At 35.5% G+C, this 13,209-nt stretch carries 9 protein-coding genes and 1 pseudogene; all 10 read left to right on the top strand.

Annotated features, from left to right (window positions below; genetic code table 11):
• The first annotated feature begins 530 nt into the window (after positions 1-530).
• The gene (gene spo0A / locus RTP52_RS14140; protein WP_312106100.1) at positions 531-1,331 is read left to right on the top strand and encodes a sporulation transcription factor Spo0A; all 801 of its coding nucleotides are present in this window, start codon (positions 531-533) and stop codon (positions 1,329-1,331) included.
• A 119-nt stretch (positions 1,332-1,450) separates the two neighbouring features.
• Positions 1,451-2,887, top strand: a complete 1,437-nt coding sequence (glgA, locus tag RTP52_RS14135) for a glycogen synthase GlgA (protein WP_312372082.1) — start codon at positions 1,451-1,453, stop codon at positions 2,885-2,887.
• Between the two features lie 314 nt (positions 2,888-3,201).
• Positions 3,202-4,683, top strand: a complete 1,482-nt coding sequence (locus tag RTP52_RS14130) for a UDP-N-acetylmuramoyl-L-alanyl-D-glutamate--2,6-diaminopimelate ligase (RefSeq protein WP_312106103.1) — start codon at positions 3,202-3,204, stop codon at positions 4,681-4,683.
• 102 nt (positions 4,684-4,785) lie between these two features.
• Positions 4,786-6,300: a UDP-N-acetylmuramoyl-tripeptide--D-alanyl-D-alanine ligase gene (locus tag RTP52_RS14125; RefSeq protein ID WP_312372081.1), complete on the top strand. Its 1,515-nt coding sequence runs from the start codon at positions 4,786-4,788 to the stop codon at positions 6,298-6,300.
• Between the two features lie 104 nt (positions 6,301-6,404).
• Positions 6,405-8,669 carry a replication restart helicase PriA gene (gene priA, locus RTP52_RS14120; protein ID WP_442913538.1) on the top strand — a complete coding sequence of 755 codons (2,265 nt, stop codon included), beginning with the start codon at positions 6,405-6,407 and terminating at the stop codon, positions 8,667-8,669.
• Positions 8,670-8,685: 16 nt separating this feature from the next.
• Complete coding sequence (def, locus tag RTP52_RS14115) at positions 8,686-9,174, top strand: peptide deformylase (protein ID WP_312107437.1); 489 nt, start codon at positions 8,686-8,688, stop codon at positions 9,172-9,174.
• Positions 9,175-9,188: 14 nt separating this feature from the next.
• Positions 9,189-10,148 (top strand): methionyl-tRNA formyltransferase, encoded by a 960-nt coding sequence (fmt, locus tag RTP52_RS14110; protein WP_312107438.1) that lies wholly within the window; start codon positions 9,189-9,191, stop codon positions 10,146-10,148.
• A 361-nt stretch (positions 10,149-10,509) separates the two neighbouring features.
• Positions 10,510-11,232 carry a zinc metallopeptidase gene (locus RTP52_RS14105; protein WP_312106194.1) on the top strand — a complete coding sequence of 241 codons (723 nt, stop codon included), beginning with the start codon at positions 10,510-10,512 and terminating at the stop codon, positions 11,230-11,232.
• A gap of 17 nt (positions 11,233-11,249) precedes the next feature.
• A complete protein-coding gene (gene rsmB, locus RTP52_RS14100; protein WP_312106192.1) occupies positions 11,250-12,611 on the top strand; it encodes a 16S rRNA (cytosine(967)-C(5))-methyltransferase RsmB in 1,362 nt (453 codons plus the stop codon).
• Positions 12,612-12,776: 165 nt separating this feature from the next.
• A pseudogene (locus tag RTP52_RS14095) lies at positions 12,777-13,209 on the top strand (23S rRNA (adenine(2503)-C(2))-methyltransferase RlmN); the annotation flags it as partial.

Below are 13,209 nucleotides of genomic sequence, written 5' to 3'. Positions count from 1 at the left end.
TTACAGAAAGTCGATTGCTTCACAATAGAACCTTTTTAAGAAGAAAATTAAAAAAAAATTAAAAAATCATAAAATTTGGATTGACTTTCTGTCGAATAATGCGTTAAAATAGAATTGAAAAATTGGTAAATTATGGGTATAATTTTCCTGTGACTGTTAGCAAAATATTACAATATGCATTCTTCTATTCTAGAATTAGAAATTATGTTTGGCATGTTAGACCTCTTGCCGAAGTTTATTGTAAACAAATTGTTTTTCATGTTACAGCAATACTAATTTCTCATAAAACTATACTAAAAAATCTTCGAAAAAAACCATAGATTTAAGTTATTTACTCGATTTTTTAGAGGTTATATAATTGAGATTAGTATAAAAAATCATACGAAACAGCTTTACTGATATAGCGCGCATATTATGTAAAGTAGATAGTGTCATAAAAGGTAAGAAAACTATGAAAGGAATTGGGCCCCTTTCATCATAACACATCTTCGTATGATATCGGAAGGAAAAGAATATTAGGAGGTTTCGTAATGGGGAAAATAAGTGTGGTAATCGTTGACGACAACATCAGAATGTTAAATCTATTAGAGGAAGTACTAAAGAATGATAATGATATCGAAGTAATTGGAAGAGCAGAAAATGGTCTCGAAGCATTAGAAGTCATCAAGGATAAAAATCCTGATGTTGTTTTGTTAGATTTAATCATGCCAAAATTAGATGGTCTAGGAGTTATGGAAAAGATTAAGAAGAGTTCTGAATTTAAAAAGGCACCATCTTTTATTGTCATTACGGCAATTGGTCAAGAGCGCGTAACTGAGAATGCATTTGAATTAGGCGCTAGTTACTATATTTTAAAACCATTCGATAACAATACTGTATTAAGCAGAATAAAGCAATTAAAAGCTGATTATCATATTAAATTAGTGGATAATCACAAACTAAATACATTTGATAATCCTGCAGCTTATAAAGAAAAAAATTTGGAATCCGATGTTACCAATATTATTCATGAAATCGGTGTACCTGCACATATTAAAGGGTATCAGTATCTTAGAGATGCAATTATGATGTCTGTTGATGATACTGAGATGTTAAACTCCATTACAAAACAATTATATCCATCGATTGCAAAGCGTCATAAAACAACGCCAAGCAGAGTGGAAAGAGCAATTCGCCATGCAATAGAAGTAGCTTGGAGCCGTGGTAAGATGGATACAATAGATGATTTATTTGGTTATACCGTAAGTAATGGAAAAGGTAAACCAACGAATTCAGAATTTGTAGCTTTAATAGCGGATAAAATTCGTTTAGAATATAAGCTTAGAATGTGATGAATTTGCCTCTTTTCTATTATTGTAATGTATTGTATAATTATTTTTAGTATTGCATACATAGTTTATAGAACAGATTTTAGAAAGGTATTGCAATAATAAAAATGGAGGCATAATGTATGAAAAAGATTTTATTCGTTGCATCAGAAGGCGTTCCATTTATTAAGACAGGTGGACTGGCTGATGTGGTAGGTTCTCTACCGAAATACATAAATAAGGATAATTTTGATGTTCGTGTAATACTCCCAAATTATATGTCGATACCAAGGGAGTGGAAGGATAAAATGCAGTACCTGACGCATTTTTACATGAATTTAAATTGGAGAACACAATATGTTGGTGTATTAGAATATCAATATGAAGGAGTATGGTATTATTTTATTGATAATGAATTTTATTTTACAGGAAATAAGCCATATGGAAATATATACGAAGACATTGAAAAATTCGCTTTTTTTAGTAAAGCAGCGTTATCCTGTCTACCGGTACTTGACTACCGACCAGATATTATACACTGCCATGATTGGCAGACAGGGTTAGTGCCAGTATTTTTACATGATAGCTTTCAGGAAAATGAATTTTATCATGGTATAAAAACTATAATGACAATACACAATCTAAAGTTCCAAGGAGTTTGGGATAAAAAGACGGTACAGGATATAACAGCGCTATCTGAGTACTACTTTACTCCTGACAAATTGGAGGCATATGGTGATGCGAATTATCTAAAAGGTGGTATCGTATACTCTGATTATGTAACAACGGTTAGCGATACCTATGCACACGAAATCACTATGCCTTTCTACGGAGAAGGATTGGATGGGTTAATGCGCGCTCGCTCCAATTGTCTATGTGGAATCGTAAATGGAATTGACTATGAAGAATATAATCCAGAACTTGATCCTCTTATACACAATCCATATAATGCAAGAAACTTTAGAAAAGAAAAGATAAAAAATAAGCGTGCACTTCAACAGGAACTAGGTCTTGAGAAGGATGATAAAGCTTTTATGATAGGAATAGTTTCACGCTTAACAGATCAAAAAGGATTGGATTTGATTGACTGCGTGATGGAAGATATATGCGCAGAGGATACGCAACTTATTGTCCTTGGTACTGGTGATGATAGATATGAAAATTTATTTCGCCATTTTGCATGGAAATATAGTAGTCGTGTATCTGCAAATATTTTTTATTCGAATGAACGCTCCCATAAAATATATGCCGCTTGTGATACATTTTTAATGCCATCACTGTTTGAACCATGTGGATTAAGCCAGTTAATGAGTTTAAGGTATGGTACAGTTCCAATAGTGAGAGAAACCGGAGGTCTTGTAGATACTATTGAGCCATATAACCAATATGAAAGTACAGGGACAGGATTTACTTTTAAAAATTATAATGCTCATGAGATGATACAAACCATCCGATACGCAAAAGAAATATATCATAATAAAAAACGAGAATGGAATAAGATTATTGATAGAGGTATGGCAAAAGATTTTTCGTGGAAAACGTCTGCGAAAAAATATGAAGAGTTATATGAATCTTTATAAGTGATATTCTTCCCACGGTTTGTTAAGACCGTGGGAATTTCTCGTGTAAAAAATCTTATACTATAATAGTTAAATAGAATTGTAATACAAAGAAACAATAACAACACAGGTATAAAAGATATAATTATAGCAGTTATTGAATGAAATCATGCAGAAATTACCATAGGAATTTATGATAATAATAGATAAGATAGGAATAGATTGATAAAAAGAACTGCGCTGTTTCTACAAATTTGAGACAGCATTGTCTTGTAAGCAAGACGAAAGTAGACAGAAATGAAGTATCAATGAAACGAAGAAACGAGGATAATACAATGAAGTTAACAAAGTTATTAGAGCGTCTAACTTACCAATGTAAAGAGGGAACTGTTGATAGAGAAATTAGTACGTTATGTTATGATTCAAGAAAAGTAGAAAAGGATTCTATCTTTGTATGCATTACTGGAGTAGTAAGCGACGGCCATTCTTTTGTTAATGAGGTTATCGAAAAAGGTGCCACTGTAATCGTTGCTGAGAAGGAAGTAACGGTACCAGATGGTGTTACCTTATTATTAGTATCAAGTACTAGAGAAGCGCTTGCTTATTTATCCGCAGCGTATTTTGATTATCCAGCAGAAAAATTAAAAACAGTTGGTATCACTGGTACTAAGGGTAAAACAACAACGACTTACATGGTTCATTCTATCTTAACTGAGGCAGGAATAAAAACTGGTCTAATTGGTACAATTGAGACGATGATTGGGGATACCGTTATACCAGCGAATAATACGACACCGGAATCCTATCTGGTTCAACAATATTTTGCCATGATGGTAGAAGCAGGTTGTACATGTGTTGTAATGGAAGTATCTTCTCAAGGGTTAATGCTCCATCGTGTAAGTGGATTTACTTTTGACATTGGCGTATTTACCAACATGGAGCCAGACCACATTGGGCCAGGCGAACATGGAAGTTTTGAAGAGTATATGGCTTGTAAGGGACTTCTCTTCAAGCAATGTAAGGTTGGAATCGCTAATGTTGATGACAAACATATGGAACAGGTACTAAGTGGCCATACTTGCACGCTAGAGACTTATGGACTTAGTGAAAAAGCAGATTTAAGAGCGATTGATATCGATTTACATTCCAAACTTGGTAACTTAATGGTATTATATAATGTAAAGGGTTTATGTGATTTCCCTGTTCAAGTTAATATACCAGGAACATTTACTGTTTATAATTCACTAACAGCAATTGCAATCTGTAGACATTTTAATATTAGTACAGAACGAATCAAGGAAGTATTAACTAAGGTCAAGGTAAAAGGAAGAGTAGAACCAGTAGAAGTCTCTAAAAAATTCACGATGATGATCGACTATGCTCATAATGCGATGAGTCTTCAAAGTGTATTATCTACCCTAAGAGAGTATGAGCCTAAGCGTTTGGTATGTTTATTTGGTTGTGGAGGTAATCGTTCGAAAGATCGTCGTTTTGAAATGGGTGAGATATCATCAAATTTAGCAGATTATACGATTGTTACTTCAGATAATCCTAGATTTGAAGAACCTCAGGATATCTTAAATGATATTGTTGTCGGAGTAAATCGTGGTAAAGGAGCATATATTGCGATTCTTGATCGTAAGGAGGCAATCCGCCATAGTATTTTAACTGCGAAAGAAGGAGACATCATTCTGATTGCTGGTAAAGGACATGAAAATTACCAAGAGATTCGTGGTGTGAAGTATCATATGGATGATCGAGAATTAATCCAAGAGATTGTTGCGGAGATGACTTTAGAACAGCAAACCGCTCTTTAATCATCTGTTTGCAAATGTGGTACTGTAAAAAACAAGATGTGTAGAATACATTTTCAAATATCGTTATAAAAAGACGCGAAAGCGACAGAATAGAGGTTTCTTATGGCAACGTTTCATGTAAACGAAATTGCTACTATTACTGGTGGCACTATAATAAAGGGAAATAATGATAGATCAATTCATAAAATAAGCACCAACTCAAAAGTAGGAGATAGCGATACACTCTTTGTTCCTATTGTTGGTGAAAGAGTGGATGCTCATGATTTTATTGCAGATGCTTATAAGCAAGGAATCAGAGTAACGCTAACAAGCAAAGAAGAGATAGCAGATGGTACTGATGATATGATTTATATTAAAGTAAACCATACAGTTGATGCATTACAGCGTCTTGGAGAATATCATCGTGATCATAGTAAGGTACCAATCATTGGAATAACTGGAAGTGTTGGAAAGACAACAACAAAGGAAATGATAGCTGCAGCGTTAAGTACCAAATGTAATGTGTTAAAAACGATTGGGAATATGAATAGCCAAGTTGGATTACCACAGATGATGCTGATGCTTGAAGATACTCATGAAGTTGGTATTATTGAGATGGGTATGAGTGAATTTGGTGAAATGGAGCGTATCGCTAAGGTAGCAAAGCCTAATATGGCAGTTGTTACAAATATCGGTGTTTCGCATATCGGACAGTTAAAGACTCAGGAGAATATTCGAAAAGAAAAACTAAACATTGTAAATTACTTTACAGAGGATTCGATTTTATTATTAAATGGAGATGATCCGTTATTATTGGAGATTTGTGAAGAATATTCCAAAGATAACGGCTCTGTCAAAGAAAAAACACAAAACAATGGTAGTGTTGATTTATCAGAAATGACACGAAGTAGTTTAAATAAGGCATCTGTTTATACCTTTGGAACAAACTCTCATTGTACCATTTATGCAGACAATATAAAAACAGATGGTGAGTCAACTATGTTTACCTTCCATTACAAAGAAGGTACAAAAGAAGCTCTTGTAGGTGAAATTACTTTATCAGTTCTTGGTAAGCATAATATATTAAACGCTCTCGTTGCTCTATTCTTTGCAATTCAATTAGGAATTGATCCTTTGGCAGCAAAAGAAGGGTTAAAAGAGTATAAGCCGATCGCGATGCGTGGTGAGATAGAAAAAGTTAATGGAATCACGATAATTGATGATACTTACAATGCTAGCCCTGACTCTATGAAGGGGGCAATCCATGTTATTATGGATATGCCAAAAGAACATAAGAAGTTCATAGTATTTGCTGATGTTTTGGAACTTGGAGACATTTCTAGAAAATGCCATTATGAGGTAGGGGAATATCTAGCAAAGCAATGTAAATTAGAAAAAGCTTGTGGGAAAGAATCTACATTCATAGATGAAGTAATAACAATTGGTGAAGAAGCAAAATATATTCTCGATGGAATTCGAGAAAATGGGGAAGGTATAAACACAAAGAGTTTTATGGATCGAGAAGAAGCTTTTCATTATATCAAAACTCAATTGACTAAAGGAGATGTTATACTTTTAAAAGGTTCTCGTGGTATGAAGCTTGATTTAATTGTGAAGAGATTAAAAGAAGAGTTATGAGCAAGTAGCGTAAGCGGACTGCGAATATCCGCTTTGGCAAAAGCAATGCTTGCATAGTTACTAAATGTAAGAGTGTTAATGTACATGTGAAAGGATGAAATTCGATAGGAATGCAATATGCAGATATTATAGTGGACATATCAGTAGAAAATCTGGATAAGACATACCAATACAGCATACCGCCTGCTCTTTGTACGGATGCTGTTATTGGCGTGCCAGTAACTATACCATTTGGTAATGGGAATCGTAGCATCAGCGGTTTTATTGTTGGACTATCTGATGTTCCCAAGATTGCTCCAGAGAGAATAAAATCCATACTTGGAATCAAAGAAAAAGGGCTACCAATCGAGGGACAGATGATAGCCCTTGCTGCATTTGTAAAAGAACAATATGGCGGTACGATGAATGATGCCCTAAAGACCGTAATCCCAGTGAAAAAAAGTGTGAAGCAGATTGAAAAACGAATCGTATCATCAGCTGTGTCGAAAGAGAAGTTACAGGATGCTTATATCGAAGCGGAGAAGAAAAAGCATAAAGCGAAATCCAGACTCTTATTGGCTCTTATGAATAGCGAAGAAATTGAGTTTGAGGATATCGTCAATAAATTAAATATCTCAAGAACGACAATTAATTCTTTAAAGGAAAGTGGAATTATACAAATTGAAGCTGAAACAAAGTATCGTAATCCAATTGCTTCAAAGACGACGGATAATTATAGAATATCTTTAAATTATGAACAGCAAGAGATAGTGTCTAAGGTTATAAAGGATTATGAAGAAGGGATTCGAAAAACTTACTTAATCCATGGTATTACAGGCAGCGGTAAAACAGAAGTATATATGGGAATTATCGACCATGTGATACAATCTGGTAGACAGGTTATTATGTTAATTCCTGAAATTGCGCTTACCTATCAGACCGTAGTACGTTTTTATAAAAGGTTTGGTAATCGTATCTCTATTCTAAATTCGAAAATGTCTGCTGGCGAACGATACGACCAAATTGAACGAGCAAAAAATGGCGATATCGATATCATGATTGGTCCTAGGTCTGCTTTATTTACGCCGTTTAAAAACCTAGGTTTGATTATTATAGATGAAGAACATGAAACAAGCTACAAGAGTGAGATGCCACCGAAATATCATGCGAGAGAGGTGGCAATTAAGAGAGGCGAACTAAGCAATGCTTCTATCATCCTTGGTTCTGCAACCCCATCTCTGGAAGCCTATAAAAAAGCAATGGGCGGGGAATATGAGTTATTTCGTTTAACGAAGAGAGCAAAAGAAGCAAAAGTTCCGCAGGTTTCCATAATTGATTTAAAAGAAGAACTAAAGAAGAAAAACAAATCTATCTTTAGTGATCTATTACGAAGCTTAATAGAAGATCGTTTAAGAAAAAAAGAACAAATTATGTTATTTTTAAACCGCAGAGGATATGCAGGTTTTGTATCATGTCGAAGCTGCGGTACTGCAATGAAATGTCCTCATTGCGATATTTCCTTGACGTCACATAGTACTGGTGTGTTAAAATGTCATTATTGCGGATATGAAATTCCGACTCCAACTCTTTGTCCGGTTTGTGGTTCTAAGTATATTGCTGCATTTGGAACAGGAACTCAGAAGGTAGAGGCAATGGTTTTAAAGGAATTCCCGACAGCCAGAGTTCTACGAATGGATGCAGATACAACAAAGAGCAAACTAAGTTATGAAGAAATCTTAAGTTCATTTGCAAATGGAGAAGCGGATATCCTTATTGGTACTCAGATGATTGTAAAGGGTCATGATTTTGCCGGAGTAACACTAGTGGGTATTCTAGCTGCGGACTTATCACTTTATGCAAATGATTATCGGGCAGCAGAGCGAACTTTTCAGTTGTTAGCACAAGCAGCAGGTCGTGCAGGACGTGGTGAGCTTTCAGGGGAGGTTGTGATACAAACTTATCAACCTGAGCATTATGCAGTAACCACTGCGGCAACGGAAGACTATGTTGGTTTTTATGAACAGGAGATGAATTACAGGCGTCTTATGAAATATCCTCCTGCTGCACATATTATGGCTATTTTGATTCAGTCAAAAGAGGAGGAAGTTGTTGTACTTGCTGCGGACCTATTGGCTGGAGCGGTAAAGGAATGGTTAAAGGCTCATGGAGAACTATTTATCCAGGATAAATCCAGTATGAGTATTATTGGGCCTGCTCCTGCAGGTATTGCAAAAATGAATGATATTTATCGAAGGGTTTTATACCTAAAAGAAGAACAATATGAGTATCTTGTTGAAGTAAAGGATTTTTTAGAGCAGTACATTACAGTTTCAGAGTACTTTAAAAAGTGTAATGTACAATTTGATTTTGATCCAATGAACAGTTATTAATGAAAGGAAGAATGACATGGCAAAAAGAAATATTAGAATAATGGGTGATAGTATTTTAAACAAGACCTCAAAAGCAATTGAGGAAGTTACACCAAAAATTGATATGTTAATCGACGACATGTTAGATACGATGTATGACGCACTAGGCGTTGGATTAGCAGCTCCGCAGGTTGGTGTCCTAAAACGTTTGGTTGTGATTGATGTATCACTAGAAGGAAATGAACCAATAATATTAATTAATCCAGAGATTATCGCTACCGATGGTGAGCAAACTGGAGATGAAGGCTGTCTTAGCTTACCTGGGAAAGCAGGTATTGTAACACGCCCAAATTATGTTAAAGTAAAAGCTTATGATCGCCATATGAAGCCTTTTGAAGTGGAAGGGGAAGGCTTATTAGCTAGAGCATTCTGTCACGAAATCGATCATTTAAATGGTATTTTATATGTTGAAAAAGTTGACGGTGAAATACATGAAGTTACTGGTTATGATGAGGAAGAAGAATAAGAGGAGGGATGAGAATGAAAGCGGTCTATATGGGGACACCAGAGATAGCAGCATCGATTCTAGAAACACTGCTTTCTTCTGATATTGAAATAATAGGAGTTGTAACACAACCTGATAAACCAAAGGGTAGAGGAAAAGAGATGGCATTTCCACCAGTAAAGGAAGTTGCCTTAAAGCATCAAATCCCTGTTTATCAACCAAGACGTGTGAAAGAACCTGAGTTCGTGGAACAACTAAAGGTTTTGGCTCCAGATATTATTTTAGTTGCAGCTTTTGGTCAGATTTTATCAAAGGATATCTTGGATCTTCCGCCTCTCGGGTGTATTAATGTTCATGCGTCCTTATTGCCAAAATATCGCGGTAGTGCACCAATTCAATGGGTTATCTTAAATGGTGAAGAGAAAACAGGTGTTACCATTATGAAGATGGATGTTGGCTGTGATACCGGTGATATGATTATGAAAAAGGAAATTGATATCACAAAGGATGAAACAGGTGGCAGTTTACATGATAAATTAGCGGTTATCGGTGGCGAGGCTCTACTAGAAGCGATTGAATTAATAAAAAATGGAACAGCCACATATACCAAACAGGATGATTCTCAGTCTACCTATATTAAAATGCTAAGCAAAGAAATGGGTAGAATTGATTTTTCGAATGATGCAGATTCGATCGAGAGAATGATTCGTGGACTAAATCCTTGGCCAAGCGCTTATACTTATTATAAAGGAAAGACGTTAAAGTTATGGAGTACTGAGGTTTTTTCTGACCCTGAGATGATGAAAGGCGCAGAAGAAGCAAAATTTGGTAGTATAGTTAATGTGACGAAAGAAGCAATCTTTGTGAAAACTGGGGATAAGCTTCTAAAAATTAACGAGCTTCAGTTAGAAGGAAAGAAGAAAATGTTGACCAGTGAATTTTTACGTGGATATCAATTAAATGTTGGTGATATTCTTGGATCTAGTGAAAATTAGAAACTGAAAGCAACGTTATTATAAATTTTGTTCGATATTATTACTTTTCGAAATAAAAAATATCTGTTTATCAGGATTCCTCACTTCATATAGTGAAGAGATTTTAATATGATATAATCTTTAATGAAAAATTAATGAAGTTTTAAAAGTTTGGACACGAATTCATGGTATGATTGTGAGAAGTGTTAAGAGAATTTCTAAGGCGCCAAAAGACGCCACCTAAGAAATTCTAAAACTTCACACTGGCATTGAGTGAAAATGAATCTTTCACTCTCAAGTTTGTGTCTGTGTTGCATCACAAACTTGATGATACGCATTGTCCTAAAAACTAGATAAGAGCAACGCAGAAATGAGGTTACAGATGTTAAATTTTTTATATTTTTCACCGTTTTACGGATTTTATTTTGACCCTTATTATTGGATGATTATAGTAGGAGCACTCCTAAGTATTGCAGCATCCATGAAAGTGAAATCTACATTTTCAAAATACAGTAAAGTTCGTAGTATGTCAGGAATGACTGGAGCGACAGCAGCGGAACGAATTTTACGTTCTGCAGGTATTTATGATGTACAGATTCAAAGAGTGAGCGGAAGTCTAACAGATCATTATGACTCAAGGAATAAGGTACTTCGCTTATCGGATTCAGTATATGATAGTACATCCGTTGCAGCGATTGGTGTTGCAGCTCATGAATGTGGCCATGCTATTCAAGATCAAAGAGGTTATGTTCCGCTTAAGCTTAGATCTGCAATTGTACCAGCTGCAAACTTGGGTGCCACATTATCTTGGCCATTGATTTTTATAGGAATCCTAATTGGTGGTTCACAGACTTTAATTACTGTTGGTATTTTAATGTTTTCTTTGGCTGTTATATTTCAATTAGTTACCCTACCGGTTGAGTTTAATGCCTCAAGTAGAGCAGTTGCCGTATTATCGGATACGGGAATCTTATATGGAGATGAAATCAGAGATACGAAGAGAGTATTAGGTGCCGCAGCACTTACTTATGTTGCCAGTGCCGCAGCTTCTATCTTACAGTTATTGCGTTTGGTTCTGCTATATGGGAATCGAAATAGAGATTAATAAAAGAACGGAGAACTATGAACGCTAGAGATATTGTACTTACGATGTGCCTTAAAATTAATGAGGATAAGCTTCCAAGTCACGTTGTAATCAATGAAACCTTAAAAAATTGCAAAGACTTGAGTAAGCAAGACAGAGCCTTCATATCAAGGCTCTGCCTTGGGGTTTTAGAGCAAAAACTAAGGCTTGATTATGATTTGGAACGATTTTCAAAGATAAAGGTGAAAAAGATGAAGCCTGTAATTCGAAATGTACTAAGAATTGCAGCGTACCAAATAGAATTTATGGAACAGATACCAGATAGTGCGGCCTGCGACGAAGCTGTTAAACTGGTAAAAAAACGAGGCTTAGGTGGTTTGTCTGGCTTTGTAAATGGGATATTAAGAAATCTAAGCAGAGAATTCCAAAAAACAAATGAATTCGATGTTAGTAAAATGAATGAAATAGAGAGGCTTTCCTATCAATACTCCATGCCCAAAGAATTGATAGAATTTTGGATGAAAAGCTTTCGTAGAGAACAGATAGAGGAAATGTTACAAGCTTTTTTAGAGCCTAAGGATACCTCAATACGTATCAATGAAAGCAAAATCTCTATCGACGGACTTGTAGAGAACTTGGTAAAAGAAGGAGTTGAGGTTCGTGATGGAGCGTACCTAACGAATGCCAAAAGAATTACTTCTTATAATTCATTGACAGCGCTTGAAAGTTTTCAAAAAGGATATGTTCAAGTTCAAGATGAAAGTTCTATGTTGGTTGGGTTAATTGCTGGAATTAAGGCTGGAGATTATATCATTGACGTATGTGCTGCACCAGGCGGTAAGACCTTACATGCAGCTGAACTTCTTCTTATGGCAGGAGGAGAAAAAAATCCTGGACATGTAGATGCAAGAGATAAGACTGAAAAAAAAGTTTCATTAATTGAACAGAACTTAGAGCGTATTGGATATCAAAATGTTTCTGTGAAGGTTTTTGATGCTTTGGAATTGGATGAATCAGTCCATGAAAAAGCAGACATAATTTTAGCAGATCTTCCTTGCTCAGGGCTTGGAGTTATTGGAAAGAAGCCAGATATTAAATATAATATGACGATAGAAATAATGTCGGAACTGGCTAAATTGCAGAGGGAAATCCTTACTGTGATTGTTTCCTATTTAAAGCCAGGAGGGATCTTAATATTTAGTACTTGTACAATAAATCCAGAAGAAAATGAAGACAATGTACGATTTATTACAGATACATTAAAACTACAACCAGAATCCATAGATACTTATCTACCAGAGAAACTACAGTGCGAAACATCAAAGCAAGGCTATCTACAACTATTACCTAACAAATCTGGTGTGGATGGTTTCTTTATCTCAAGATTTAGAAAGATTTAAATGTGAAGAGGATTTCTAAGTCGCCAAAAGACGCCGCCTAAGAAATTCTAAAACTTCACACAAAAGTTTGTGCCTGCGTGGTCCTCGGCACAAACAGCCTACTACTAAGCGGGCATGGTTTTCTTTTAAACGATGCGCAGAAATATGCGTGGGAATGGGGTAAAAATGCAAAGTAATACTGAAAAAATAGACATCAAGGCACTTACACTAGAAGAATTAAAGATAAGTTTAAAAACCATTGGAGAAAAGGAATTCAGAGCAAAGCAGATTTATGAGTGGCTCCATGTGAAGTTAGTAAGAGATTTCGAAGAGATGACGAATTTATCAAAAGACCTTCGAATGAAACTTGCCTCAGAATATGAACTAATCTGTGTGGACGATTTAGAACGCTATGAATCAAAGCTTGATGGAACTGTAAAATATTTGTTTCGCTTATCAGATGGAAATGTAGTTGAATGCGTACTTATGAAATATCATCATGGAAATTCGGTTTGCATTTCATCTCAAGTAGGATGTCGTATGGGATGCCGTTTCTGTGCATCTACTCTTGGTGGTCTTACAAGAAACTTAAAAACATCGGAGATGCTAGATGAAGTTT

This window comes from Lachnoclostridium sp., assembly GCF_031997925.1.
In the GTDB taxonomy this organism is placed as follows: Bacteria; Bacillota; Clostridia; order Lachnospirales; family Lachnospiraceae; genus Lachnoclostridium.
Note: the sequence above shows the minus strand (reverse complement) of the source record. Positions and strands in the feature narration are given on the sequence as shown.

Excerpts from the sequence above, each read along its gene's own strand:
- spo0A (WP_312106100.1), top strand. The coding sequence starts at position 531 with ATGGGGAAAATAAGTGTGGTAATCGTTGACGACAACATCAGAATGTTA.
- glgA (WP_312372082.1), top strand. The coding sequence starts at position 1,451 with ATGAAAAAGATTTTATTCGTTGCATCAGAAGGCGTTCCATTTATTAAG.
- RTP52_RS14130 (WP_312106103.1), top strand. The coding sequence starts at position 3,202 with ATGAAGTTAACAAAGTTATTAGAGCGTCTAACTTACCAATGTAAAGAG.
- RTP52_RS14125 (WP_312372081.1), top strand. The coding sequence starts at position 4,786 with ATGGCAACGTTTCATGTAAACGAAATTGCTACTATTACTGGTGGCACT.
- def (WP_312107437.1), top strand. The coding sequence starts at position 8,686 with ATGGCAAAAAGAAATATTAGAATAATGGGTGATAGTATTTTAAACAAG.
- fmt (WP_312107438.1), top strand. The coding sequence starts at position 9,189 with ATGAAAGCGGTCTATATGGGGACACCAGAGATAGCAGCATCGATTCTA.
- RTP52_RS14105 (WP_312106194.1), top strand. The coding sequence starts at position 10,510 with ATGTTAAATTTTTTATATTTTTCACCGTTTTACGGATTTTATTTTGAC.
- rsmB (WP_312106192.1), top strand. The coding sequence starts at position 11,250 with ATGAACGCTAGAGATATTGTACTTACGATGTGCCTTAAAATTAATGAG.